25 protein-coding genes are annotated in these 23,922 nt (G+C 72.7%); 16 read left to right on the forward strand and 9 right to left on the reverse strand.

The genetic code is table 11. The annotated features are described in order from the left end of the window. Nucleotides 1-2: 2 nt before the first annotated feature. On the reverse strand, nt 3-527 hold the full coding sequence (locus ML5_RS01570; protein WP_236619344.1) for a GbsR/MarR family transcriptional regulator: 525 nt from the start codon (nt 525-527) through the stop codon (nt 3-5). 53 nt (nt 528-580) lie between these two features. Between ML5_RS01570 and ML5_RS01575 the strand changes: the two genes are divergently transcribed. Both ML5_RS01575 and ML5_RS01580 read left to right on the forward strand, forming a co-directional pair. Then, complete coding sequence (locus tag ML5_RS01575) at nt 581-1,543, forward strand: ABC transporter ATP-binding protein (protein ID WP_013473516.1); 963 nt, start codon at nt 581-583, stop codon at nt 1,541-1,543. Further along, nucleotides 1,540-3,132: an ABC transporter permease gene (locus ML5_RS01580; protein WP_013473517.1), complete on the forward strand. Its 1,593-nt coding sequence runs from the start codon at nt 1,540-1,542 to the stop codon at nt 3,130-3,132. The genes ML5_RS01575 and ML5_RS01580 overlap by 4 nt, the downstream gene beginning before the upstream one ends. A 26-nt stretch (nt 3,133-3,158) precedes the next feature. Here the strand turns inward: ML5_RS01580 and ML5_RS01585 are convergent, their stop codons facing one another. Continuing rightward, nucleotides 3,159-4,238, reverse strand: coding sequence for an IS110 family transposase (locus ML5_RS01585; protein WP_013473518.1), 1,080 nt, complete (start codon nt 4,236-4,238; stop codon nt 3,159-3,161). Between the two features lie 376 nt (nt 4,239-4,614). After that, nucleotides 4,615-4,947, reverse strand: coding sequence for an STAS domain-containing protein (locus tag ML5_RS01590; protein WP_013283540.1), 333 nt, complete (start codon nt 4,945-4,947; stop codon nt 4,615-4,617). 157 nt (nt 4,948-5,104) lie between these two features. On the opposite strand from ML5_RS01590, the gene hemL reads away from it, so the two are divergent. The 6 genes from hemL to ccsB are packed head-to-tail and all read left to right on the forward strand — an operon-like array spanning nt 5,105 to nt 11,172. Then, entirely contained in the window at nt 5,105-6,442 is a 1,338-nt protein-coding gene (hemL, locus tag ML5_RS01595) for a glutamate-1-semialdehyde 2,1-aminomutase (RefSeq protein ID WP_013473519.1), read from the forward strand. Nucleotides 6,443-6,445: 3 nt separating this feature from the next. Further along, nucleotides 6,446-7,093, forward strand: a complete 648-nt coding sequence (locus tag ML5_RS01600) for a histidine phosphatase family protein (RefSeq protein WP_013283542.1) — start codon at nt 6,446-6,448, stop codon at nt 7,091-7,093. Further along, nucleotides 7,093-7,668 (forward strand): TlpA disulfide reductase family protein, encoded by a 576-nt coding sequence (locus tag ML5_RS01605; protein WP_013473521.1) that lies wholly within the window; start codon nt 7,093-7,095, stop codon nt 7,666-7,668. Before ML5_RS01600 ends, ML5_RS01605 begins: the two co-directional genes overlap by 1 nt. Further along, nucleotides 7,668-8,579 carry a cytochrome c biogenesis CcdA family protein gene (locus ML5_RS01610; protein ID WP_013473522.1) on the forward strand — a complete coding sequence of 304 codons (912 nt, stop codon included), beginning with the start codon at nt 7,668-7,670 and terminating at the stop codon, nt 8,577-8,579. The genes ML5_RS01605 and ML5_RS01610 overlap by 1 nt, the downstream gene beginning before the upstream one ends. After that, nucleotides 8,579-10,198, forward strand: a complete 1,620-nt coding sequence (locus tag ML5_RS01615; RefSeq protein ID WP_013473523.1) for a cytochrome c biogenesis protein ResB — start codon at nt 8,579-8,581, stop codon at nt 10,196-10,198. The genes ML5_RS01610 and ML5_RS01615 overlap by 1 nt, the downstream gene beginning before the upstream one ends. Further along, nucleotides 10,198-11,172: a c-type cytochrome biogenesis protein CcsB gene (ccsB, locus tag ML5_RS01620; protein WP_013283546.1), complete on the forward strand. Its 975-nt coding sequence runs from the start codon at nt 10,198-10,200 to the stop codon at nt 11,170-11,172. Before ML5_RS01615 ends, ccsB begins: the two co-directional genes overlap by 1 nt. Here ccsB and ML5_RS01625 read toward each other — a convergent pair. After that, complete coding sequence (locus ML5_RS01625; protein WP_013283547.1) at nt 11,141-11,365, reverse strand: hypothetical protein; 225 nt, start codon at nt 11,363-11,365, stop codon at nt 11,141-11,143. The genes ccsB and ML5_RS01625 overlap by 32 nt on opposite strands. 96 nt (nt 11,366-11,461) lie before the next feature. Between ML5_RS01625 and ML5_RS01630 the strand changes: the two genes are divergently transcribed. Beyond that, nucleotides 11,462-12,943, forward strand: a complete 1,482-nt coding sequence (locus ML5_RS01630; RefSeq protein WP_013473524.1) for an ATPase — start codon at nt 11,462-11,464, stop codon at nt 12,941-12,943. Between the two features lie 9 nt (nt 12,944-12,952). Here ML5_RS01630 and ML5_RS01635 read toward each other — a convergent pair whose 3' ends face one another. Further along, a complete protein-coding gene (locus ML5_RS01635; protein ID WP_013473525.1) occupies nt 12,953-13,423 on the reverse strand; it encodes a MarR family winged helix-turn-helix transcriptional regulator in 471 nt (156 codons plus the stop codon). A gap of 63 nt (nt 13,424-13,486) precedes the next feature. Here ML5_RS01635 and ML5_RS01640 point away from each other — a divergent pair, with 63 nt between their 5' ends. The 3 genes from ML5_RS01640 to mqnP all read left to right on the forward strand — a co-directional run bounded on the left by ML5_RS01640 (nt 13,487) and on the right by mqnP (nt 16,498). After that, nucleotides 13,487-14,041, forward strand: a complete 555-nt coding sequence (locus ML5_RS01640) for a carboxymuconolactone decarboxylase family protein (RefSeq protein WP_013473526.1) — start codon at nt 13,487-13,489, stop codon at nt 14,039-14,041. A 94-nt stretch (nt 14,042-14,135) separates the two neighbouring features. Next, nucleotides 14,136-15,593, forward strand: coding sequence for a menaquinone biosynthesis decarboxylase (locus ML5_RS01645; RefSeq protein ID WP_030273542.1), 1,458 nt, complete (start codon nt 14,136-14,138; stop codon nt 15,591-15,593). Continuing rightward, entirely contained in the window at nt 15,593-16,498 is a 906-nt protein-coding gene (gene mqnP / locus ML5_RS01650; protein WP_013283552.1) for a menaquinone biosynthesis prenyltransferase MqnP, read from the forward strand. The genes ML5_RS01645 and mqnP overlap by 1 nt, the downstream gene beginning before the upstream one ends. A gap of 19 nt (nt 16,499-16,517) precedes the next feature. On the opposite strand, the gene ML5_RS01655 is transcribed toward mqnP, so the two are convergent. Continuing rightward, nucleotides 16,518-17,483, reverse strand: coding sequence for a terpene synthase (locus ML5_RS01655; RefSeq protein ID WP_013473528.1), 966 nt, complete (start codon nt 17,481-17,483; stop codon nt 16,518-16,520). A gap of 142 nt (nt 17,484-17,625) precedes the next feature. Between ML5_RS01655 and ML5_RS01660 the strand changes: the two genes are divergently transcribed. Next, a complete protein-coding gene (locus ML5_RS01660; protein ID WP_013283554.1) occupies nt 17,626-18,270 on the forward strand; it encodes a UbiX family flavin prenyltransferase in 645 nt (214 codons plus the stop codon). Between the two features lie 57 nt (nt 18,271-18,327). Here ML5_RS01660 and ML5_RS01665 read toward each other — a convergent pair whose 3' ends face one another. After that, nucleotides 18,328-18,594 (reverse strand): BldC family transcriptional regulator, encoded by a 267-nt coding sequence (locus ML5_RS01665; protein WP_013473529.1) that lies wholly within the window; start codon nt 18,592-18,594, stop codon nt 18,328-18,330. A 257-nt stretch (nt 18,595-18,851) separates the two neighbouring features. Here ML5_RS01665 and ML5_RS01670 point away from each other — a divergent pair, with 257 nt between their 5' ends. From ML5_RS01670 to ML5_RS01680, 3 genes are read left to right on the forward strand one after another with little or no spacing between them, the layout of a single operon-like run. Beyond that, a complete protein-coding gene (locus ML5_RS01670; protein ID WP_013283556.1) occupies nt 18,852-19,310 on the forward strand; it encodes an Lrp/AsnC family transcriptional regulator in 459 nt (152 codons plus the stop codon). Nucleotides 19,311-19,352: 42 nt separating this feature from the next. Then, on the forward strand, nt 19,353-20,195 hold the full coding sequence (locus ML5_RS01675) for an SDR family oxidoreductase (RefSeq protein WP_013473530.1): 843 nt from the start codon (nt 19,353-19,355) through the stop codon (nt 20,193-20,195). A gap of 10 nt (nt 20,196-20,205) precedes the next feature. Beyond that, nucleotides 20,206-21,300 (forward strand): PLP-dependent cysteine synthase family protein, encoded by a 1,095-nt coding sequence (locus tag ML5_RS01680; protein WP_013473531.1) that lies wholly within the window; start codon nt 20,206-20,208, stop codon nt 21,298-21,300. A 16-nt stretch (nt 21,301-21,316) separates the two neighbouring features. On the opposite strand, the gene ML5_RS01685 is transcribed toward ML5_RS01680, so the two are convergent. Further along, a complete protein-coding gene (locus ML5_RS01685) occupies nt 21,317-21,937 on the reverse strand; it encodes a putative glycolipid-binding domain-containing protein (RefSeq protein WP_013473532.1) in 621 nt (206 codons plus the stop codon). A gap of 95 nt (nt 21,938-22,032) precedes the next feature. Then, entirely contained in the window at nt 22,033-23,922 is a 1,890-nt protein-coding gene (locus ML5_RS01690) for a DEAD/DEAH box helicase (RefSeq protein WP_013473533.1), read from the reverse strand.

Consider the following 23,922-nt stretch of genomic DNA (forward strand, 5'->3'; position numbering starts at 1 on the left):
GTTCAGCCGCCGGCCGGGCCGCCGTGCCCGGTCGCGGCCCGCCGGGCCCGCCAGCGGTCGCCGAGCGATTCCAGTTCCTCCTGTACGAAGAGGAAGAAGTCGCGCATCTCGGTGACCCGCTCGCCGGCCGGGGTGCTCCGGCCGTGCAGTGCGTCGACCCCGCCGGCGGCGATGTCGATGAAGTTCTTGTAGATCGTGGTCTTGGTGATCGTCGCCTCGTACCACGGGTTGTCGGGCATCCGGTAGCGGTCGCGCCGGGAGCCCTTGACCGGCTCGCGGACCAGCATGGCGAACTGGGTCAGGTAGCGCACCGCGCCGCTGACGGCCGCCGCGCTGACGCCGAGCCGCTCGGCGATCTCACCCGCGGTGAGCGGGTCGTCGGCGCTCATGACTGTGAACAGGACCCGGGCGGCCATCCGGGGGAAGCCCACGTCGGCGAAGGCCATCGCCATCCGCTCGACGAAGAGGTGGACCTCTTCCTCGTCGTGGTGGGGCGGCACGTTCATGGTCGGCTCCTCGACGCTCACCCCGTGACCCTACAGTCTTCACAAGTTTGTGAAACGAGCGTAGCTTCTGAAGTATGGAAACGGCAATCGATGTGTCCGGCCTGGTGAAGACCTTCGGCCGCACACGGGCTCTCGACGGGCTCGACCTGACCGTCCGCACCGGAGAGGTGCACGGCTTCCTGGGCCCGAACGGCTCCGGCAAGTCGACCACCATCCGGGTGCTGCTCGGCCTGCTGCGGGCGGACGCGGGGGCCGTCCGGCTGCTGGGCGGCGACCCCTGGCGGGACGCGGTGGCGCTGCACCGCCGCCTCGCTTATGTCCCCGGCGACGTCACGCTCTGGCCCAACCTCAGCGGCGGCGAGGTGATCGACCTGCTCGGCCGGCTGCGCGGCGGGCTCGACCCGAGACGCCGTGCCGAGCTGCTGGAGTCGTTCGAGCTGGACCCGCGCAAGAAGGGCCGCACCTACTCCAAGGGCAACCGGCAGAAGGTCGGCCTGGTCGCCGCGCTCGCCTCCGACGTCGAGCTGCTCATCCTCGACGAGCCGACCTCCGGGCTCGACCCGCTGATGGAGGAGGTCTTCCAGCACTGGGTCCGCCGGGCCCGGCAGGACGGGCGCACGGTGCTGCTCTCCAGCCACATCCTGGCCGAGGTGGAGGCGCTCTGCGACCGGGTGACGATCATCCGGGCCGGCCGGACGGTGGAGTCCGGCACGCTCGGCGACCTGCGCCACCTGCACCGCACCGCGATCGACGCCGAGGTCGCCGCGCCGCTGGACGGCCTGGCCGACCTGCCCGGCGTGCACGACCTGCGGGTGGACGGGCAGCGGGTCCGTTTCGACGTGGACACCGCGTCGCTCGACGCCGCGCTGCGCCGGCTCACCGAGCTGGGGGTACGCAGCCTGGTCAGCACGCCGCCCACGCTGGAGGAACTGTTCCTGCGGCACTACGAGACGGCGCCCGCCTCCGGCGCGGCCCCCGCCTCCGGCGTGGCGCGTTCCTCCGACGTGGCGCGTTCCGAGACGGCGGACCGGTCATGAGTGCGCTCACCGGCACCCGTCACCTGGTCCGGCTGATCCTGCGCCGGGACCGCCTCCTGCTGCCGCTGTGGGTGCTGATCCTCGCGGTGCTGCCGATGACGTACGCGGCCAGCTACTTCGAACTGTTCCCGACCGCCGCCGAGCGGGCCGCGTACCTGGAGGGCACCGCCCGCAACCCGTCGATCGTCGCGCTGCTCGGCCCGGCGTACGGCGACAGCGTCGGCGGGCTGACCGCCCAGCGCAGCGGCTTCCTGCTGCTCATCGTCGCGCTGGCGAGCCTGCTCACGGTCATCCGGCACACCCGCACCGAGGAGGAGGCCGGGCGGCGGGAACTGCTCGGCGGGAGCGTGCTCGGGCGGCACGCCGGGCTGACCGCCGCGCTGCTCGTCACGTACGGCGCCGACCTGGTGCTCGGGCTGCTCACCGCCGCCGGGCTCGTCTCGACCGGGCTGCCGGTCGGCGGCTCGGTCGCATACGGACTGGTCACCGTGCTGACCGGCGCCGTCTTCGCCACGCTCGGCGGGCTGGCCGCCCAGCTCACCGAGACTGCGGGCGGGGCGCGGGGCATCGGCCTCGCCGGTCTCGGCGCCGCGTTCGGGCTGCGCCTGGCCGGGGACACCGCCGGCGACGACTGGCCGAGCTGGCTGTCCCCGCTGGGCTGGGCCGCCCGCGTCCGCCCGTACGAGGGGGAGCGGTGGTGGGTGGTGCTGCTGCCACTGGCCGCCACTGTGCTGCTCGCCGCGCTCGCGTACCCGATCTCGGTCCGCCGCGACCTGGGCGCGGGCGTGCTGCCGCCCCGGCTCGGCCCGGCCGGCGCGGGCGGCGCGTTGTCCGGTCCGTTCGGGCTGGCCTGGCGGCTGCACCGGGGGCAGATCCTCTGGTGGTCGGTCGGGTTCGGCCTGCTCGGGCTGATCCTCGGGGGCGCTGCCGAGGCGGCCGGCCGGTCGGTCGAGGGGAGCCCGCGGATGGAGGAGATCGTGGCCCGGCTCGGCGGCGCGTCCGGGATGGCCGACGCGTACCTGGGGGTCACGTTGAGCCTGGCCGGGCTCGCAGCAGCCGGGTACGGCATCCAGGCCGCGCTGCGGATGCGCGCCGAGGAGGCCGCCGGGCACGCCGAGCCGGTGCTCGCCACCGGGACGCGGCGCTCGACCTGGCTGCTCTCGCACGTGGCGTTCGCGCTGCTCGGCCCGGTCGTGGTGCTCGGAGTGACCGGTCTGGCCACCGGCCTGACGTACGGGCTGAGCACCGGTGACGTGCCCCGCCAGCTGGGCCGGATGCTCGCCGCGGGCCTGGCCCAGGTGCCTGCGGCGTGGGTGCTGGCCGGGCTCGCCGTGCTGCTCTACGGCCTGCTGCCCCGGCTCGCGTCCGCCGCGTGGGTGGTGCTGGCGGTCTGCGTGCTGCTCGGGCAGCTCGGCGCCGTGCTGGAGCTGGACCAGTGGCTGCTGGACGTGTCCCCGTTCACGCACACCCCGCAGGTGCTGCGCGACGCGTGGACCCCCACCCCGCTCTACGTGCTGACGGCCCTGGCGGTGACCCTGGCCACAGCAGGCCTGCTGACGTTCCGCCGCCGCGACCTCCCCGTCCTCTGACCCGCGTTGATCTGTGAGTGGGGTTGTCAAGGGGTTTGGTGGTGGGTGGTGATGGTGCGGTAGAGCTGTCGGGCGATGTAGCGCTTGAGGCAGCGGGTGATTTCTCTGGTGGTGCGGCCTTCGGCGTGGCGTCGGGTGATGTAGTCGCGTGTTTCGGGGTGGATGCGTCGGCGGGTCAGGGCGATGGTGTGCAGGGCGCTGTTGAGGGTTCTGTCGCCGCCGCGGTTGAGGCGGTGTCGGTCGGTGCGGCCGCTGGCCACGGGGATGGGGGCGGCGCCGGCGAGGGTGGCGTAGGCGGCTTCTGAGCGGACGCGGCCGGGGTGGGACCAGGCGGTGAGGGCGATCGCGGCGGTGACGGGTCCGACTCCGGGTTGGTCGAGCAGGGGCGGGCACAGTTCGGTGACGAGGGCTCGTAGGCGCTGGTGGTTGTCGGCCAGTGTGGCGTCGAGGATGTGGATGTGCCGGGCGAGGGTGACCAGTTCGCGGCGGCGGGTGTGTTCCTCGCAGGGCAGGGCGGTGGTTTCGGGCAGTTCGAGGGCGGCCAGGCGGGCGATCTGGATGGTGGTGGACAGCCCGCGTAGCGCCTCGCGCAGAGTGTCGTCAGCGGTCAGGATCAACGCTTTGACCAGGTTGACCGCGGCGGTGCGGGCATCGGTGTGGTGCCGGCGGCAGATCAGCAGCAGACGCAGGGCCTCGCGTGGGCCGTCGCTGCGGGGCACGGCGATGCGCTCAGCGGGCAGCGCCAGCACCGTATGGGCGGCGGCGACCGCGTCCAGCTGGTCGGACTTGCCGCCCCGACGACGGGCCGCAGCGGGGGGCTTGGGTGCCTCGCAGACGGGTTCGTCAGCAGCGGTCAGCAGCCGGCACAGCCCTTGCCCGTGTGACCGGGTGCCCTCCACCGCCCACAACCGGCGCCCCTGCGGTGGGGTGTGCGCGACGGCGAAGGCCAACAACCGGCTCAACCCGTCCGGGTCAGTGGACACCGTGACCTGCGCCAACACCCCACCGAGTCGGTCCACCACGGCGGCGGTATGCGTATCGGTGTGAGTATCGACCCCCACCACCACGTCATAGCGATCCGCGACCCGTTCTACGATCCTTCTCATCTCGGATTGTTGCTCCTTTGCCAGCGACGACCGGGACAGTCGGCGTCGGCTCGGGAAGACATCACCTCGGCGGCAAATCTGTGATGGGCCACGTGTGCTCGCACGGGCAGGCTTCTGATCAGGCCAGCAGGGTGGGCCGGGCCGGCGCCGACGATCACCCGGGGACAGGTCTTGCACAAGGCACACCCACACCACAGGCGGCCGGATCAACGAAGAGCCACCCAAGTGATCACCAACGCCGAACCCTAACGGCAATCAGCCGAACCGATCACCACAGACATAGAAGCGTCTTGCACTTGTGGCCCCGACAAAGCGGGCGAATCACCCGCACGGGGGGCCGCAAGTGCAAGATCGCGGGGGAGGGCGGAGGTGAGGGCTACGGGGTGGCTTCGTTGCGGATCATCAGGGCGCTGCGGAGGCCGGTGATGTCCAGGACGCGGATCAGGAAGTCGCCGACGTTGGTGAGCATCAGCAGGCACTGGGTGTGGCTGGCCTTGCGGCTGAGCACCACGAGCGTGCCGAGGCCCTGCGAGTCGCAGAACGTGACCCCGGCCAGGTCGAGCACGATGCGCGGGGGCGGATCCGCCAGCACCTCGTTCACCACTGTCGAGAGCTGGGCGGCCGTGAGCATGTCGATCTCACCGGCCAGGCGAAGCACGGCTTCGTCACCCGTCCGGTGTACGGTGATGGACAGTTCGGCACGATCCACCCGGTCAGCCTATCGCGATCTCGACCGACGGGCCTGTCGAGCGGATCGCCGTCGGTCCGCCGCGCCGCTCAGGCGGGTGAGCGGCGGGTGAGCCTGGTAACCCCCGTTGCGGGGTGCCTGCCAGGCAGCGCTCCGGCGCTGACACAATGGCCCCATCGTGACCGAGACCTTTTCCGCCGGATCCGGCCGTTACCCGGCCGACGCCCCGGCCTCCGAGGCCCTGTTCGACCGCGCCAAGGCCGTCGTGCCCGGCGGGGTCAACTCTCCCGTGCGCGCGTTCCGTGCCGTCGGCGGCACCCCGCGCTTCATGGTCCGGGGGGAGGGTCCGTGGCTCTTCGACGCAGACGGTCGGCGCTACGTCGACCTGGTCTGCTCCTGGGGTCCGCTGATCCTCGGTCACGCGCACCCGGCAGTGGTGGAGGCGCTGCGCGAGGCGGCGCCGCTCGGCACCAGCTTCGGCACGCCGACGCCGGGTGAGGTCGACCTGGCCGAGGAGATCATCGCGCGGACGCCGGTGGAGCAGGTGCGCCTGGTCAACTCCGGCACCGAGGCGACCATGTCGGCGATCCGGCTGGCCCGCGGCTTCACCGGCCGCGCCAAGATCATCAAGTTCTCCGGCTGCTACCACGGCCACTCCGACGCGCTGCTCGCCGCCGCCGGCTCCGGCGTGGCCACCTTCGGCCTGCCCGACTCGCCCGGCGTGACCGGCGCGGCAGCGGGCGACACCATCGTGCTGCCGTACAACGACCTGCGCGCGGTCGAGGAGGCGTTCGCCGCCGAGGGGCAGCACATCGCCGCGATCATCACCGAGGCCGCCGCCGGCAACATGGGCGTGATCGCGCCCCGCGACGGTTTCAACTCCGAGCTGGCCCGGATCGCGCACGCCAACGGCGCGCTGCTCATCGTCGACGAGGTGATGACCGGGTTCCGGGTGTCCCGCGCCGGATGGCACGGCCTCGACCCGTCGGACGCGGACCTGTGGACGTACGGGAAGGTCATGGGTGGCGGCCTGCCCGCCGCGGCGTTCGGCGGGCGCGCGGAGATCATGGCGAAGCTCGCCCCGGCCGGCCCGGTCTACCAGGCCGGCACGCTCTCCGGCAACCCGCTGGCCTGCGCGGCCGGTCTGGCCACGCTGCGGCTGGCCGACGACGCGCTCTACCGGCGGCTCGACGAGACCGCCGCCGCGCTGGGCAAGCTGACCACCGAGGCGCTGTCCGCGGCGGGCGTGCCGCACCGCCTCTCCACCGCGGGCAACATGTTCTCGGTCTTCTTCACCGACGCGGACGTGCACGACTACGACAGCGCCCGCACCCAGGTGGTGCCGGCGTTCAAGGCGTTCTTCCACGCGATGCTGGCCGGTGGCGTCTACCTGCCGCCGAGCGCGTTCGAGTCGTGGTTCGTCTCGACCGCGATCGACGACGCCGCGTGGGAGCAGATCGCCGCCGCCCTGCCGGTGGCGGCGCGGGCGGCGGCAGCGGCGGGACACGGGGGGTAACCAGTGGCGGAGACTGTGGTGCACGTGCTGCGGCACGGCGAGGTGCACAACCCGGACGGCATCCTCTACGGCCGCCTGCCCGGGTTCCGCCTCTCCGAGCTGGGCGTGCAGATGGCCAAGGCGGCGGCGCAGGCGCTCGCCGACCGGACCGTGGTGCACGTGGTGGCCAGCCCGCTGGAGCGCGCCCAGCAGACCGCCGAGCCGATCGCGGCGCAGTTCGGTCTCTCCGTCGGCGTCGACGAGCGCCTGATCGAGAGCGCGAACTGGTTCGAGGGCAAGAAGGTCTCGCCGGGTGACGGCTCGTTCCGCGACCCGCGCAACTGGTGGGTGCTGCGCGACCCGGTGACCCCGTCCTGGGGCGAGGCGTACCGGGCCATCGCCGAGCGCATGTTCGCCGCGCTGCACGCCGCCCGGGTCGCCGCCGAGGGGCGGGAGGCGGTGCTCGTGTCGCACCAGCTCCCGATCTGGACGCTGCGCCGGCACGTCGAGCGCAAGCGCCTCTGGCACGACCCGCGCCGTCGCCAGTGCGGCCTGGCCAGCCTCACCTCGTTCCACTTCGACGGCGCCAAGATCGTCGGTATCGGGTACTCCGAGCCGGCGGCCCACCTCGTCTCGATCTCGCCGACCGCCCGGACGGCCAAGGGGGCCTGATGCTCACCCGGAGGCTCGCCGCCGCCCTGCTCGCCGCCGTCACCGCCGGTACGGCGCTGGTCGGCTGTTCCTCCGGCAGCCAGGAGAGCCGGTGCGCGGCCGACGGTTCCACAGTCACCTGCGCCCCGGACCAGCGCTCCAAGACGCCGAAGGTGAGCGGTGAACTGCTCACCGGCGGCAGCTACGACATCTCCCGCGACCGCGGGCAGGTCGTCGTGGTCAACTTCTGGGGCTCCTGGTGCGCGCCCTGCCGCGCCGAGGCGGACGACCTGGAGGCCACCTACCAGGCCACCAAGGGCTCCGGCGTGACGTTCCTCGGCATCAACGTGCAGGACAGCAAGGACAAGGCGATCGCCTTCGAGGAGGGCCGGGTCACGTACCCGAGCATCTTCGACCCGGCCAGCCGTCAGGCGCTGAACTTCGACATCCCGCCGAACACCACCCCGGCCACGGTCGTGCTCGACCGCGAGGGCCGGATCGCCGTGGTGATCCGCCGGGCCGTCACCCGCGACGAACTGCGGCCGATCGTCGAGGACATCGCCGCCGAGGCGCCGCCGCCGAACGGCGCCCGCTGATGGGCGAGACGTTCCGCCAGCTCGCCGAGTCCGGCCCGCTGCTGCTCGCGGTCGGCGCGGCGGCGCTGGCCGGACTGGTCAGCTTCCTGTCCCCGTGCGTGCTCCCGCTCATGCCCGGCTACCTGTCGTACGTGACCGGCTTGGCCGGCTCCGACCTGGAGGGTGCAAGGAAGGGCCCCCTTTTAACGCCTCCGGTAGAGGAAGGGCCCCTTCTTAACACCGGCGCCGCCGCCGGCAGCAGCGCGGGCGGCTCGGGTGGCTCGGGTGGCTCGGGTGGCTCGGGTGGCGTGAGCGTCGCCGAGCGGGCGGCGCCGCAACGGACCACCGCCGCCGTCAAGGGCCGGGTGCTCGCCGGCACGCTGCTGTTCATCGCGGGCTTCACCGTCGTGTTCGTCGCCACCGCGATCCTCTTCTCCGGCGTCGGCAAGCTCTTCTTCCGGTACGAGCGCACGCTGGAGATCGTCATCGGCGCGCTCGTGGTGGTGCTCGGCCTCGGCTACCTCGGGGTGATCCCCGGCATGCAGCGGGAGTTCCGCATCCGCTGGCTGCCCTCCGCCGGGCTGCTCGGCGCACCGGTGCTCGGCGCGGTCTTCGCGCTCAGCTGGCTGCCCTGCACCGGCCCGACGCTCGGCGCGGTGCTCGGCATGGCGGCCACCGAGGGCGGGACCGACCGGGCCGTGGTGCTCGCCGTGGCGTACTGCCTCGGGTTGGGGATACCGTTCGTCGTCTTCGGGCTGGGCTTCCAGCGCCTGCTCGGGGTGTTCCGCGCCGTCCGGCGCAACAGCCGGTGGGTCACCCGGATCGGCGGCGCGCTGCTGATCGCGATCGGCCTGGCGCTGATCACCGGCGGCTGGGTGAACGTGGTGATCTGGTTGCAGACGAACGTGGGCGTGGGCGAGGTGAGCATCTGATGACGACCGTTGACGACAGGCCGTCGACCCCACCCGCGCAGGCGCCCCGGCGGCGGGTCAACCCGGTGCTGGCCCTGCTGCGCAACTCGTGGCGGCAGCTCACCAGCATGCGTACGGCGCTGATCCTGCTGTTCCTGCTCGCCGTCGCGGCCATCCCCGGCTCGGTGCTGCCCCAGCGCGGCGTCAACCCGGAACGCGTCAACCAGTGGTTCGTCGACCACCCCGACCTCGCGCCCCGGCTGAACCAGATCGGCGCGTTCGAGGTCTTCGGCTCGGTCTGGTTCTCCGCGATCTACCTGCTGCTGTTCACCTCGCTGATCGGCTGCATCCTGCCCCGCGCCCGCGACCACGTCCGCGCGCTGCGGATGAAGCCGCCGGCCGCGCCGAAGCGGTTCGACCGGCTGCCCCAGCACGCGGTGCTGGAGGCCCCGGCCGCCGCCGACCCCGAGGCGATCGCGGCGGTGCTGCGCCGCCGCCGGTGGCGGGTCACCGTGCGCGGCGACGAGGTCTCCGCCGAGAAGGGCTACCTCAAGGAGACCGGCAACCTGCTCTTCCACGTGTCGCTGGTCGCCGTCCTGCTCGGGGTGGCGCTCGGTTCCTGGTACGGATGGCACGGCAACCGCATCCTGGTGGCGGGCGAGGACAACGCCTTCTGCAACACCCGCCAGCAGTACGCCGAGGCGTCGCTCGGCCCGCGCGTGGACAGCTCCGACCTGCCGCCGTTCTGCCTGACGCTGGAGAAGTTCGAGGCCGACTACCTGCCGTCCGGGCTGGCGTCCCGCTACTGGGCCACGGTGACCGTGGACGAGCCGGGCGGCGCGGAACGGACCGCCGGGTTCTCGGTCAACTCGCCGCTGCGGCTCGGCTCGGCGAACGTCTACCTGCTCGGCAACGGCTACGCGCCGCTGCTGAAGTACACCGACAAGTACGGCCGCAGCCAGACCAGCGAGGCGCCGTTCCTGCGTACCGGTGACTCCAACGCGACCGAGGAGGGCGTGGCGATCTTCCCGGACGCCAACGTCGACCCGAAGACCGGCGCGCGTGCCCCGGACCAGCAGATCGCCTTCGACGGGCTCTACCTGCCGACCGCGCCGGAGAGCGCGCCGTACGTCTCGTCGCAGTACCCGGCCGAGCGGAACCCGGCGGTGAACCTGACCGCGTACCGGGGCAACCTCGGGCTGGACGCGGGCATCCCCGGCTCGGTCTACGCGCTGGACCGGCGGCAGATCGACGACGGCAAGCTCAAGGAGATCGGCACCAAGCTGCTGCGGCCGGGGGAGAAGTGGACCCTCGACGACGGCAGCACTCTGGAGTTCGTCGGCACCAAGCCGTACATCACGCTCGCGGTCCGGCACGCGCCCGGGCAGACGTTGCTGCTGGTGGCGAGCGGCACGCTGCTGCTGGGCCTGATGGGCTCGCTGTTCGCCCGGCGGCGCCGGGTCTGGTTCCGGGTTTCGCCCCCCGAGGGCGGATCTCCGACGAGCGGTAGTAGTTTGGTGGAGGCCGGTGGGCTGCCGCGCACCGAGCACCCTGGGTTCGCCGACGAGTTCGCGCAGCTCGTCGCCGCGGTGAGCGGTGACGCGCCGGACGCGCGGCGGGCGCGAGAAGGAGACGACTGATGTCCGCACTCTCCGACCAGCTGGTCGCGTTCGCGATCCTGGCGTACCTGATCGCGATGATCAGCCACGCCGTGGAGTTCGCGCTGGGCAACGCGCGGAAGGTGCCCGCGGCCGCGCCGGCGCGGGAGCTGGTCGGCGCGGGCGTCGGCGGAGCCGGCGGCACGATCGACGAGCCGGCCGTCGCGGCCACGCCGCCGCGCCCGGACCGCACCGGCGCACGGGCCGTGCTGGCCGGCCGGATCGCCGCCTGGCTCACAGTGCTCGCCGCCGCCGTGCACCTGGGCGCCGTGGTCACCCGGGGCCTCGCCGCCGACCGGATGCCCTGGGGCAACATGTACGAGTTCGTGCTGACCGGCACCTGGATCGGTGTGGCGGCCTGGCTCGTGGTGCTCTGGAAGCAGCCGTGGCTGCGCCGGCTCGGGCTGTTCCTGACGCTGGTCATGGTGCTGCTGCTGGCCTTCGCCGAGCTGAAGCTCTACGTGCCGATCGAGCCGCTGATGCCGGCGCTGCAGTCGTGGTGGTTCATCATCCACGTCTCGACGATCATCTTCGCCTCGGGCATCTTCCTGCTGGGCGTGGTGCCCGCCGCCGCGTACCTGATGCGGTCCGGCTGGGAGCAGGGGCGGCGCAGCTTCCCGTACACCCTGGCCCGCCGCCTCCCGGAGGCGGCCGGGCTGGAGCGGCTGACCTTCATGCTGCACGCCTTCTCGTTCCCGATCTTCACCTTCGCGGTGATCGCGGGGGCGATCTGGGCCGAGGCGGCCTGGGGTCGCGCCTGGGGCTGGGATCCCAAGGAGACCTGGGCGTTCATCTCCTGGGTGGTGTACGCGGGCTACCTGCACGCACGGGCCACGCCGAGCGTGAAGCGCAACGTGGCCACCTGGATCTCCATCGTGGGCTTCCTGACCGTGATGATGAACCTGTTCGGCGTGAACTTCTTCTTCACCGGTCTGCACTCGTACGCCGGGGTGTAGTGACCGGGCGCGCGCTCAGCACCTCGTCCACCCGGCGCGTGACCTGGTAGGCCACCTCCGGCAGGTCGGCCAGTTCGAGGCGGTCCGCCCGCAGCGCGAACTGGGCGTGCAGCTCGCGGGCCACGGCGTCGCGGATCTCGGCCTGAAGCGGGCTGAGGCCGTCGGGGTCACCCACCACGTATGCGTCGTCCATCCGTCGATGATGAACCGCCGTCGGCGAAGCTGTCAGTGACGCAGAATGTAGGACTACACTTCTTAGAACTGTAGTTATAAGAAGTGTGGTGTCGGAATGCCGCTGTTCGGAAAGCCCGCAGAGATCTTCGACCGGGACGTCGAGTGGGCCGAGCTGGCCCGGTTCGTGGCCGACGACCGGCCCGGTGCGACGCTCGGCGTGGTCAGCGGCCGCCGGAGGCAGGGCAAGACCCTGCTGCTGTACCAACTGGCGCAGGCGAGCGAGGGCTTCTACTTCGGCGCGACCGAGGCGACGTCGACGGAATCGCTGCGCCGGTTGGGTGAGGCGCTGGGCGCGTACTCCGGGTCACCCGGCCCCGTCCACCTGCCGGACTGGGGTGCTGCGGTCGACGCGCTGCTCGCGCTGGGACGGGAACGCCCCGTCACTGTCGTCCTCGACGAGTTCCCGTACCTGGTGCGTGCGGCCCGTGACCTGCCGTCGATCATCCAGCATGCGCTGACGCCCGGGCGTCCGGAGCGGACCGGGTCCCGGGCGCGGTTGTTGTTGTGCGGCTCGGCGCTGTCCTTCATGGGAAGACTGCTCGCCGGGTCGGCGCCGCTGCGCGGGCGGGCCGGCCTGGAACTGCCGGTGCAGCCACTGGACTTCCGCGCCGCGGCGGCCTTCTGGCAGATCGACGACCCGCTGCTGGCGGTGCGCGTCTTCTCCGTCGTCGGCGGCACCCCCGCGTACCGCCGGGAGTACGTCCAGGACGACACCCCGGCCGGGTCGGACGACTTCGACGCGTGGATCGTGCGGACGGTCCTGAACCCGGCCCGGCCGCTGTTCCGTGAGGCCCGGTACCTGCTGGCCGAGGACCCGGACCTGCGGGACACGGCGCTGTACCACTCGGTTCTCGCCGCCGTCGCGGAGGGGAACGCCAGCCGGGGTGGCATTGCCGGCTACATCGGGCGGAAGGCCACCGACCTCCAGCACCCGCTGACCGTGCTGGAGGACGCCGGACTGCTGCTGCGCGAGCCCGACCCGCTGCGCAGCGGTCGCAGCAGCTACCGGATCACCGAGCCGTTGATCACCTTCTACCAGGCCGTGATGCGTCCGGCGTGGACGGCTCTGGAGCAGCGGCGCGGAGCCGACGTCTGGCGTCGCTCGCAGCGCCGCTACGCCAGCGCGGTGCTCGGACCCAGGTTCGAGGAGATCGTGCGGCAGTGGTCGCTCCGCTTCGCCGAACCCGAGCTTCTCGGCGGGCACGTCGCGGAGGTGAGCGCGGCGACGCTGACCGATCCGGACACCCGGACGCGTCACGAACTCGACCTGGTCGCGGTGGGCGAGCCGCCACCGGGCGACGGCCCTCGCCCGCTTTTGGCGATCGGTGAGGTCAAGTGGGGTCGACGGCTGGGCCGGGCCGACCTCCAGCGGTTGGAACGGATCCGCACCGTGCTGGTACGGCGACCCGGCTTCGACGCGGCCGGGGCACGGCTGCTGCTGGCGGGCGGCCACGGCTTCGAGGACGACCTCGTCGACGCCGCGGCCGGTCGGGCGGATGTGGTCCTGGTCGACCCGGCACTTCTCTACGGGCGCTGAGCCGGCGCCTCATCCGCCGAACCAGCCGGGGATGTCGAGGCGGAACACGTCGGCGGGGACCATCCGGCGCAGGTCGTCCTCGATGGCGGCGACCCGGTCGGCGCCGAGCGTGGCCGCCCAGCGGTCGCGTAACTCGTCGAAGACCACAGCCGAGCGGTGCAGGCCGTCGCGGCCCTTCGCTGTCATCCGGACCAGCTTGCGGCGGGCGTCGGCGGGGTCGTCCACGCGTTCCAGGTAGCCGAGCGCGACCAGCCGGTCCACAGTCTTGCCCGCTGCCTGCTTGGAGACGCCGAGGCGTTGACCGAGGTCGGAGGCGGTGGTGCCGGCCGGGCCGACGGCCTGGAGGACGAAGCCGTGTGCCGGGCGCAGCTCGGGGTGACCCTGGCGGGCCAGTTCGGCGTGCAGGTCGTCGACGAGCGTACGGAAACCGGCGAGCAGGAGCAGCGGCAGCGCGAAGCCGGGGCGGTCAGGCGTTGCCATGTTCGACAACCACGTTTACTATTTCGTCAACCACGTTGACCATCTTACGAGAGGGGCCCTGTCATGTCCCGCTTCACCGCGTACGAGCCGGACACCGCGCCCGCCGCCGCCCGCCCGGTCATGGCCGGAGTACGCCGCTCGCTGGGTCACCTGCCCGCCGCCGTGAGCCTGATGGCCGGCTCGCCCGAACTGCTCAAGGGCTTCCTCGCCGCCAACGCCGCGTTCGAGGCCACCGACCTGGACCCGGTCGCACGGGAGGTGGTCGTGCTGACGGTCGCCACCCGCAACGGCTGCCACCTCTGCGTGGCCATGCACACCGCGACGCTGGTCCGGCACGGCGCCGCGCCCGAGCTGATCGGGGCGCTGCGGACCGGCGCGACGCTGCCCGACCCCCGGCTGGAGGCGCTGCGCCGGTTCACAGCCGCCGTGCTCGACCACCGGGGCGCGGTCCCCGACGCCGACCTGGACGCGCTGCTCGCCGCCGGATGGCAGGCCCGGCACGCGCTGGACGTGGTGCTCGGCGTCGGCACCTACACGATCTCCACGTTCGCCAACCGGCTCACCGAGGCGCCGCTCGACGAGCCGCTGGCCGCGTACGCCTGGCAGCCCGCCGCCTGAGCTGCGGGTGTTAAGAAGGGGCCCCTCCTCTACCGGAGGCGTTAAAAGGGGGCCCGTCCTTACCTCCGCAGGAGGGTACGGGAGGATGGGCGGTATGGCGGCTCGCTTCCCGTACACCGATCTGAAGGATTTCCTCGCGGCGCTGGAGCGTGCGGGCGAGCTGCGGCGGGTGAGCGCGCCGGTCGACCCCACGCTGGAGATCAGCGAGATCGTCACCCGCACCGTCCGGGCCGGCGGGCCCGCGCTGCTGTTCGAGCGCCCCACCCGGGGCGAGATGCCGGTGGCGATCAACCTGTTCGGCACCGAGAAGCGGATGGCGATGGCGCTCGGGGTGGAACACCTCGACGAGATCGGCGAGCGCATCGGCGACATGCTCAAGCCGGAGCTGCCGCAGGGCTTCTCCGGGATGATGGGCGGCCTGGGCAAGGTCATGCAGCTCAAGTCGATGCCGCCGAAGAAGGTCAAGACCGCGCCCTGCCAGCAGGTCGTCTACCGCGGCGACGACGTCGACCTGAACCGGCTGCCCGGGTTGCAGGTGTGGCCCGGTGACGGCGGGATCTTCCACAACTTCGGGCTGACCCACACCAAGCACCCGGAGACCGGCAAGCGCAACCTCGGGCTCTACCGGCTCCAGCAGCACTCGCACAACACCATCGGCATGCACTGGCAGATCCACAAGAACTCCACCGCGCACCACGCGGTCGCCGAGCGGCTCGGCCAGCGGCTGCCGGTGGCGATCGCGATCGGCGCGGACCCGGTGGTGGCGTACTCGGCCAGCGCGCCGCTGCCGGCCGACATCGACGAGTACCTGTTCGCCGGGTTCCTCGCCGGTGAGCGGGTCGAGATGGTCGACTGCCTGACCGTCCCGTTGCAGGTGCCGGCGCACGCGCAGATCGTGCTGGAGGGCTACATCGAGCCGGGCGAGCGCCTGCCCGAGGGGCCGTTCGGCGACCACACCGGCTTCTACACGCCGGTCGAGCCGTTCCCGGTGATGCACATCGAGTGCATGACCATGCAGCGCGACCCGGTCTACCACTCGATCGTCACGTCCCAGCCGCCGCAGGAGGACCACGGCCTCGGCAAGGCCACCGAGCGGATCTTCGCGCCGCTGCTGCGCTTCCTGATCCCGGACATCGTCGACTACGACCTGCCCGCCGCCGGGGTCTTCCACAACTGCGCGATCGTGTCGATCCGCAAGCGCTACCCGAAGCACGCGCAGAAGGTCATGAACGCGATCTGGGGCGCGCACATGATGTCGCTGACCAAGCTGATCGTGATCGTCGACGAGGACTGCGACGTGCACGACTACAACGAGGTCGCGTTCCGTGCCTTCGGCAACGTCGACTACGCCCGCGACCTGATGGTCACCGAGGGACCGGTGGACCACCTGGACCACGCCTCGTACCAGCAGTTCTGGGGTGGCAAGGCGGGCATCGACGCGACCCGCAAGCTGCCCGAGGAGGGCTACAGCCGGGGCTGGCCGGAGGAGATGCGCATGTCGCCCGAGGTCGTCTCGCTCGTCGACAAGCGCTGGAAGGAATACGGGATCTGATGACGGCGGCAGTACAGGAACGACCCGGCCGGGTCTCGTCCTTCCTCAAGCTCGTCGCCATCGAGCACTCGGTCTTCGCGCTGCCGTTCGCGTACCTGTCGGCGCTGACCGCCATGCAGCTCAACGGCGGCCGGGTGCGCTGGGGAGACCTGCTGCTGATCACCGTGGCGATGGTCGGCGCGCGGACGTTCGCGATGGCCGCGAACCGGATCCTCGACCGGCGGATCGACGCGCGGAACCCGCGTACGGCGAACCGGGAACTGGTCACCGGCGCGGTGAGCGTGCGGACGGCCTGGACCGGCGCGGCCGTCGCGCTCGTGGTGTTCCTGGCCGCCGCCGCCCTGCTCAACCCGCTCTGCCTGGTGCTCGCGCCGCTCGCCGTGGTGCCTCTCGTGGTCTACCCGTACGCCAAGCGGTTCACGAACTGGCCGCACGCCATCCTCGGGGTGGCCCAGGCGGTCGGGCCGGTCGGCGCCTGGCTGGCGGTCACCGGCACGCTCGACGGCTCCGGCCCGGCCTGGCTGCTCGGCGCCGCGGTCGGCCTGTGGATCGGCGGCTTCGACCTGATCTACGCCTGCCAGGACTCGGAGATCGACCGGGAGATCGGCGTGCACAGCGTCCCCGCCCGGTACGGCCGGCGCTTCGCGCTGCACGCCTCCACGGTCGCGCACGTGGTGACGTTCGCGCTGTTCATCTGGTTCGGCGCCTGGGTCGGCTTCGGCTGGCTGTGGTGGATCGGGCTGGCGCTCACCGCTGTCGCCTTCGCCTACCAGCACATGGTGGTCAGCCCCACCGACCTGAGCAAGGTCAACCGGGCCTTCTTCACCGCGAACGGCTTCGTCGGCATCGCGTTGTTCGTCCTCGCGCTGCTCGACCTGGTGATCCGGCTCGGCCTGCGGCCGTAACGGCAACGCCGGAACCCGGTCAGGGCGCCGCGCCGACCGGGTAGCGGGCGCTCTCCAGCGTCCAGTCGACCGTGCCGCGCACGGCGGCGGCCAGCCCGTCGAGATGGGTGGCGACGGCGTCGTCGAGCGTCGGGCCGAACGACGGTGCCGCCGCCAGGAGTGCCGCGAACCGGTCCATCTCGGCCCGCCAGTGCCCCGCGACCAGGTCGACCGCCGCCGGCACCGGCACGCCCCGCTCGGCCGCCGTCGCCAGCACCAGGTTGTGCCCGCCGCCGGTGGCCCGGTCGCGCTCAAGCGAGGCGATGTCGTTGAACCAGGACAGCAGGTCGTTGGCGAGGCCGGCGAGCCGCCGCAGTGCCGGATGGTGGTAGACCGCGTCGGGCAGCGGACGCCCGGACGCGAACTCGATCAGCGGGTACGACACGTACGCCGCCGACGTGGCCCGGCGCAGCCGTACGTACTCGGCGACGCCCGGTGGGCGGCCGGACGTGGTGGCGGTGGCCTCCCGGTGGACCCCGTCGAGGTGGTCGGCGACCGCGTCGGCGAAGCGAAGCCGCCACCGGGCCGGCATCCGGCGGCGGGGCTCGCGCCACGCCTGCACCAGCAGCCGGCGCAGCGGGCCGGAGAAGCCCGGGTGGCGGGCACGCGGGCCCTCGCGCAGCAGGGCGAGCGCGCCGTCACGCAACGCGCGGATCTGCGCCGGGGTGAGGCCGTCCCGCCCGTCGCAGGCGTCGTCGACGAGGAAGAACCAGGTGAACAGTGTGGTCAGCACGCGCAGGTCGGGCTCGGTGGCGTCCGGATAGAGGCGCCCGGCGTACCGGGCGAAGCCGGCCCGCGCCAGCCGTTGCCGGGTGGCCGGGTCAGCCGGCAGACCGAGCCGGTCGACCTGCGCCACCAGCCAGGCCTGCACGTCGTCGGCGTACGGGGAGAGGCGGGGCGGGATGGGGCAGTCGGAGCGGAGCGCCCGCAGCACCGCCGCCGTCATCACCGGCCCCTCCGTGGAAGTGGATCGCCGATCGAAGAATTTCATGCCGCGGGACGTTCCGTGAACCCTCTGGACATCCCGGGCGGGGCGACCGAAAGGGGGTCGCCGCCCGCCGTCCGTGGCGACCAGGCACGCTTGAGGCATGCGCGAACCATGGGTGGTGGGTGTCTCCGGGGCGTCCGGGACGCCGTACGCGGCGGCTGTCGTCCGGGGCCTGCTCGACGCCGGCCAGGCGGTGGACCTGATCGTCTCCCGGGCGGCCCGGCTGACGGTGCTGGACGAGACCGGCCGGCCCTTCCGGGACGCGCACTGGACCGAGGACCTGGCCGCCTGGCTCGACCGCGACCTCACCGGCGCGGACCTGCGGCACTGGCCCGCCGGTGACCTGGCCGCCGGCCCGAGCAGCGGCTCCTACCCGGTACGCGGCATGGCGGTGGTGCCCGCCAGCACCGCCGCGTGCGCCGGCATCGCCATCGGGCTCTCCAAGGATCTGCTCCAGCGCGCCGCCGAGGTGAACCTCAAGGAGCGCCGCCCGGTGGTCGTGGTGCCCCGGGAGACGCCGGTGACCCGCAGTCACCTGGAACATCTCATCGCGCTGCACGACGCCGGCGCGGTGGTGCTGCCGGCCAGTCCGGGCTTCTACGGCGCCGGGGCGGCGGCGTCCGCCGGGCAGCTCGTGGACTTCGTGGCCGGGAAGGTGCTCGACGCGCTCGGTGTCGAGCACACGCTGTTCCGGCGGTGGTCCGGCGAGCTGGCAGCCGGCCGCCGGGAGGCGGACCCGGACTGACGGTCCCGGTTGCCGACGTACGGGGCGCGGCCCTCGGCCGGACCGCGCCCCGTACGTTCAGTACATGCCGGCGTTCGCCGGTCCGGGGCCGGTGGAAGCGGTCGGGCCCATGTTGCGGGCCTTGCCCATGTCCTCCGCCTCGTCCAGCATGCCCTCCCCCTCGAGCAGGGCCCGCACCTCGGATTCCCGAAACCGGCGGTGCCCTCCTGGAGTCCGGATACTGCCGATCCGGCCGGCCGCTGCCCATCTGGTCACGGTCTTCGGGTCCACCCGAAACAGCGCAGCGACCTCACCCGGTGTCAGCAGGCGATCTCCAGTGTCCACAGCCCCCTCCTCGCGTCGACGAAGCCCCCGGCTGAACACACTGCCCCCGGCCGGTGCGAGCCCAGAGCCGTCATGAGGGACGTATGGCAATTACAGCACCGGCTACCGGACGTGTCCGCCAAACGCGAAAAACGCACACACTGGGAAGGTTAGGAAATGGTACAGGCGGAGAACCCCCGTGATCGTACGTTTGTGAAGGGTTGATCCACGGGTACCGACAGTGTTCCGTGGTCGCTAAACGGATAGGGTCACTCTCCGTGGACACGATCGACCTGAGCCTCGTGGAGTTGTTGCGAGGCAACGCCCGTCTGTCGTACGCCGAGCTGGCCCGTCAGGTCGGCCTCTCCGCCCCGGCCGTGCACGAGCGGGTCGGCAAGCTGGAGTCCAGCGGCGTGATCCGGGCGTACCGGGCCGAGGTCGAGCCGGAGTCGATCGGGCTCGGCGTCACCGCGCTCATCGGCATCATCGAGGACTCCGACGCGGACACCGACGAGGTGCTGGAGGCGTTCCGCCGCATCCCCGAGATCGAGTCCTGCTACTTCATGGCCGGCGTCGAGTCCTTCCTGCTCAAGGCGCGAGTCGGCACGATCGCCGAGCTGGAGCAGCTGATCGTCCGGCTGAACCGGACGGCGGGTGTGGCGTCCACCCGTACCAGCATCGCCCTGTCGACCAAGTGGGAGAACCGCCCGCAGCCGCTGGAACCGCCCACCGCCTGACGCCTCTGGCCCCGGGCCGGGGGTTGCGGTTACCGTGCGCCGATGACGAGCTCGGTGCGGGGTGCCGCCGTGGTGACCGGAGCGGCCGGCGGGCTGGGGCGGGCGCTCGCCGCCGCGCTGCACGCCGACGGCTGGAACGTGCTGCTCACCGACACCGACGCCACGGCCGTGGCGGCTGCCGCCGCGCCGCTGGGTGGCTGGTCCCGCCCGCTCGACGTACGCGACGAATCCGCCTGCGCGGACGTCGCCGCCGAGGCGGCGGCCGCGCCCGGCGGCCTCGGGCTCTGGGTGAACAACGCGGGCATCCTGGCCACCGGCCCGTCCTGGGCGCACGACGCCCCGACCCGCCGCGCGGTGGTCGAGGTCAACGCGCTCGGCGCGATCAACGGAACGCTCGCCGCCGTCGAGGTGATGCGCGAACAGGGCCGCGGCCACGTGCTCAACGTCGTCTCGCTGGCCGGGCTGATCGCCGCGCCCGGCGAGACGGTGTACGCGGCCAGCAAGCACGCCCTGCTCGCGTTCAGCCTCGGCACTCTGAGCGACCTGCGGATGGCGGGCGTCCGGGGCGTACACGTGTCGTGCCTGTGCCCGGACGGGATCTGGACGCCGATGCTGCACGACAAGCTGGACGACCCGGGAGCGCTGGCGTCCTTCACCGGCTCGCTGCTCACGCCGGAGCGGGTGGCCGCGCGGGCCGTCCGGCTGGCCCGGCGGCCCCGGCCGGTGGTCAGCCTGCCGCGTTGGCGCGGTGCCCAGGTGCGACTCCTGGACGCCTTCCCCCGGCTCGCCCTGGCCCTCACGCCGGTGATCCGGGCCACCGGGCGGGCCGGTCAGCGGCGGCAGGCCCGCCGGGTCCGGGAGAACCCGAGCCCACCTCGCTTGTAACGTTGCCGACGTGACTCATCTCGACCGGTGCGACGAGGCCAGCCGGCGCTGGGTGACCGAGGCCATCGCCACGGTCGAGGCGGACGCCAACCGCTCCGCCGACACCCACCTGCTGCCCTTCCCGCTGCCCCGCGAGTGGGGGATCGACCTTTACCTCAAGGACGAGTCGGTGCACCCCACCGGCTCGCTGAAACACCGGCTGGCCCGCTCGCTGTTCCTCTACGGGCTCTGCAACGGCTGGATCGGCCCGGACACCACGATCGTCGAGGCGTCATCAGGCTCGACGGCTGTCTCCGAGGCGTACTTCGCCCGGATGCTCGGGCTGCCGTTCATCGCTGTCATGCCCGCCTCCACGTCGCCGGAGAAGATCGCCCAGATCGAATTCCAGGGCGGACGCTGCCACCTGGTGGACGACCCGTCGAAGGTCGTGGTGGAGGCGCGCTGGCTCGCCGAGGACAGCGGCGGCCGGTTCATGGACCAGTTCACGTACGCCGAGCGGGCCACCGACTGGCGGGGCAACAACAACATCGCCGAGTCGATCTACGCCCAGCTCGCGCTGGAACGGCACCCGGTGCCCGCCTGGATCGTGGTCGGCGCCGGCACCGGCGGCACCAGCGCCACCATCGGCCGCTACGCCCGGTATCGCCGGCTGCCCACCAAGCTCTGCGTGGTGGACCCGGAGAACTCCGCGTTCTACCCCGCCTGGCAGGCCGGTGACTGGTCGGTACGCACCGACCGCGGATCCCGGATCGAGGGCATCGGGCGGCCCACCGTCGAGGCGTCCTTCCTGCCCAGCGTGGTGGACCGGATGGTGCAGGTGCCGGACGCCGCGTCGCTCGCCGCGATGCGGGCCGGCTCGGCGGTGCTCGGCCGCCGCGTGGGCGGCTCCACCGGCACCAACCTGTGGGGCGCGTTCGGGCTGATCGCGCAGATGCGCGCGGCCGGACGTACCGGCTCGGTGGTCACGCTGATCTGCGATCCGGGCGACCGGTACGTCGACACCTACTACTCCGACGAGTGGGTGGCCGCCCAGGGCCTCGACCTCGCCCCGCACCTCGCCACCATCGACCGGTTCCTGACCGACGCCACCTGGCCGGCTGCCTGAGCCCGACCCCGGCCGGTCAGCGCGGGTCGACCCGCTCGGCCAGCCCCGGGTAACGCACCACGAAGCCGTCCGGGTCGACCTCCAGGTCGGCGGTGAACGTGCCGCTCGCGTACCGGACCCGGCCCGGACCCAGCGAGGTGTAGACCTGCTCGGCGGGCACCACGGCCAGGCCGGGCAGCAGCACCCACGCCACATTCACGGCCGTGGCCAGGTCGGCGGGCAGCCGCCCCAGCCCGATCCGGCGGATCGGCAGCGTGTTCGTCAACGGGGAACCGCCCAGATCCACGTCGAGCGCCTCGGCCAGCCGACCCGGGTCGTCGGTACCAGGCAGGCCCGCCGGTGGGTGGCCCGCCGCGCTCAGCGCCGCGTCCAGGTCACCCTCCTCGCCGGTACGCACGCGCCACCCGTCCCGGCCCCGCTCCAGGCGTACGCTCCGCGACCAGCCCGCGCCCTCGGACTCGACCTCCAGCCGGTTCGTCGACCAGTCCGGCCCGACAGTCAGGCGGTACCGGCACGTGTACGGGATCGGATCCACGGCGAGCGCCACACCCTGCGCGGTCAGCCCCTGACCGTCGTCGAGCACGACGTGCTCGGAGCCGGCGGTGTCGGTCCGGGCCCAGAAGAGCGACTTCGGCATGGACCGGACGTTACGCGACCCGGCCGTCGGCGGCAGCGGATGCGCGAACGCCGCCGCCGAGCGGGTGCTCGGCGGCGGCGGTGGGTGCGCTCAGATCAGTGGGTACGTGCCGGCGGGCGCCCGCCGAAGCCGCGCCTGTCGTCCCGGCCCCGCCCCTCGGCCCGGAAGCCGCCGGCCCGGCGCTCGGCCGGACGCGCGTCGCCCCGGTCACCGAAACGCCGCTCGGCGTGCGGGCGGTCGTCCTGGCGCCGGTCACCGAAGCCGCGCGAGCCGCTCGGCCGGTCGTCGTACCGCCGCTCGTCGCGGTCGTACCCGCGTCCGGTCGCCGGCCGCTGCCGGTCCCCGTACGGCTGCTCGGACCGCTCGCCGAAGCGCCGGTCGTCACCGCGCTGGCCGCGGTCGTCGGACCGCTGCTCGCCGAAGCTCCGGCCGTCGGACCGCCGGTCGCCGAAGCTCCGGTCGTCGCGGCGCTCCGGCCGTCCGAAGCGGCGCTCGCCGCCGGATCGCTCGCCCGAGTAGCGCTCGCCCGCCGGCCGGTCGCCGAACCGGCGGTCACCGCCGCGGTCCGCGAACCGGTCGCCGGACCGCTCGCCCGCGGGCCGGTCGCCGAAGCGGCGCTCGCCCCGGCCGTCACGGTCGCCGAACCGGCGCTCACCACGGTCGGAGAAGCCGCCCCGGCCGCCCCGGTCGAAGCCCCGGCCGTCGCGGTCGCCGAAGCGGCGCGAGCCGCCGCCGCGTCGCGGCTCCGGCTCGTCCCGCACCGGTACGCCGCTGGGCTCGCGCGCGCCGGTCAGCTCGGCCAGCGCCTCGTCGCCCGCCCGGACCCGGGTCTCGGCCGGCTCGACGCCCGCCTTCTCCATCATGGCCAGGGTGGTGCGGCGCTGCTTGGGCAGCACCAGCGTCGCCACCGCGCCCGACTCGCCGGCCCGAGCCGTGCGGCCGGCCCGGTGCAGGTAGTCCTTGGGGTCCTTCGGCGGGTCCACGTGCAGCACCAGCGAGACGCCGTCGACGTGGATGCCGCGGGCCGCCACGTCGGTCGCGACCAGCACGGGCGTGCGGCCCTCGCGGAACTCGGCGAGCGTCTTGGTACGCATGCGCTGCGTCTTGCCGCCGTGCAGCCCACCGGCCCGCACACCGACGGCCGCGAGCTGCTCGACCAGCCGGTCCACGCCGAGCTGCGTACGGGCGAACAGCATGGTGCGGCCCTCACGGGCGGCGATGGACGCGGCGACGGCGAACTTGTCGTGCGGCGGGATCAGCAGCAGGTGGTGATCCATGGTGGACACGGCGGCGGTGGCCGGTGCGGTCGAGTGGGTGACCGGGTCGGTCATGAACCGCTTGACGAGCGTGTCGACGTCGTTGTCCAGAGTGGCCGAGAACAGCAGCCGCTGCGCGTCCGCCGGAGTCTTCGCCAGCAGCTGGGTGACCTCGGGCAGGAAGCCCATGTCCGCCATCTGGTCGGCCTCGTCCAGCACGGTGATCTCGACGTCGTCGAGGCGGCACACGCCGCGCTCGATCAGGTCGCCGAGCCGTCCCGGGGTGGCCACGACGATCTCCACGCCGCGGCGCAGCGCGTCGATCTGCCGGTCGTACGGCACACCGCCGACGGCGGTCTTCAGGAACACGCCGACCGCCTTGCCGAGCGGCATGAGCGCGTCGTTGACCTGCATGGCCAGTTCACGGGTGGGGACCAGGACCAGGGCGCGCGGGTGCAGCGGCCGGGCCCGGTTGCGGTCGGCGAGCCGGGCGATCACCGGCAGGCCGAAGGCGAGCGTCTTGCCCGAGCCGGTCTGGCCCCGGCCGAGGACGTCGCGACCCGCGAGCGAGTCGGGCAGCGTGGCCCGCTGGATCTCGAACGGGGTGGTGATGCCCTGCCGGGCGAGCACCTCGACGACCTGCCGGGGCAGGCCGAGCGAGGCGAAGTCGACGGTGTCGGGCGTCGGGTCGACGGACGGGGACGTGCTGGATTCAGCGAACGTGGTCAA

Source organism: Micromonospora sp. L5 (assembly GCF_000177655.2).
In the GTDB taxonomy this organism is placed as follows: domain Bacteria; phylum Actinomycetota; class Actinomycetes; order Mycobacteriales; family Micromonosporaceae; genus Micromonospora; species Micromonospora aurantiaca.

What these genes read in the sequence shown, in the direction of transcription:
- ML5_RS01605 (WP_013473521.1), top strand. Translation starts at nt 7,093, where the DNA reads ATGCTCACCCGGAGGCTCGCCGCCGCCCTGCTCGCCGCCGTCACCGCC.
- ML5_RS01640 (WP_013473526.1), top strand. Translation starts at nt 13,487, where the DNA reads ATGTCCCGCTTCACCGCGTACGAGCCGGACACCGCGCCCGCCGCCGCC.
- ML5_RS01575 (WP_013473516.1), top strand. Translation starts at nt 581, where the DNA reads ATGGAAACGGCAATCGATGTGTCCGGCCTGGTGAAGACCTTCGGCCGC.
- ML5_RS01685 (WP_013473532.1), bottom strand. Translation starts at nt 21,937, where the DNA reads ATGCCGAAGTCGCTCTTCTGGGCCCGGACCGACACCGCCGGCTCCGAG.
- ML5_RS01615 (WP_013473523.1), top strand. Translation starts at nt 8,579, where the DNA reads ATGACGACCGTTGACGACAGGCCGTCGACCCCACCCGCGCAGGCGCCC.
- mqnP (WP_013283552.1), top strand. Translation starts at nt 15,593, where the DNA reads ATGACGGCGGCAGTACAGGAACGACCCGGCCGGGTCTCGTCCTTCCTC.
- ML5_RS01635 (WP_013473525.1), bottom strand. Translation starts at nt 13,423, where the DNA reads ATGGCAACGCCTGACCGCCCCGGCTTCGCGCTGCCGCTGCTCCTGCTC.
- ML5_RS01625 (WP_013283547.1), bottom strand. Translation starts at nt 11,365, where the DNA reads ATGGACGACGCATACGTGGTGGGTGACCCCGACGGCCTCAGCCCGCTT.
- ML5_RS01655 (WP_013473528.1), bottom strand. Translation starts at nt 17,483, where the DNA reads ATGACGGCGGCGGTGCTGCGGGCGCTCCGCTCCGACTGCCCCATCCCG.
- ML5_RS01580 (WP_013473517.1), top strand. Translation starts at nt 1,540, where the DNA reads ATGAGTGCGCTCACCGGCACCCGTCACCTGGTCCGGCTGATCCTGCGC.
- ML5_RS01585 (WP_013473518.1), bottom strand. Translation starts at nt 4,238, where the DNA reads ATGAGAAGGATCGTAGAACGGGTCGCGGATCGCTATGACGTGGTGGTG.
- ML5_RS01660 (WP_013283554.1), top strand. Translation starts at nt 17,626, where the DNA reads ATGCGCGAACCATGGGTGGTGGGTGTCTCCGGGGCGTCCGGGACGCCG.
- ML5_RS01675 (WP_013473530.1), top strand. Translation starts at nt 19,353, where the DNA reads ATGACGAGCTCGGTGCGGGGTGCCGCCGTGGTGACCGGAGCGGCCGGC.
- ML5_RS01645 (WP_030273542.1), top strand. Translation starts at nt 14,136, where the DNA reads ATGGCGGCTCGCTTCCCGTACACCGATCTGAAGGATTTCCTCGCGGCG.
- ML5_RS01610 (WP_013473522.1), top strand. Translation starts at nt 7,668, where the DNA reads ATGGGCGAGACGTTCCGCCAGCTCGCCGAGTCCGGCCCGCTGCTGCTC.
- ccsB (WP_013283546.1), top strand. Translation starts at nt 10,198, where the DNA reads ATGTCCGCACTCTCCGACCAGCTGGTCGCGTTCGCGATCCTGGCGTAC.
- ML5_RS01630 (WP_013473524.1), top strand. Translation starts at nt 11,462, where the DNA reads ATGCCGCTGTTCGGAAAGCCCGCAGAGATCTTCGACCGGGACGTCGAG.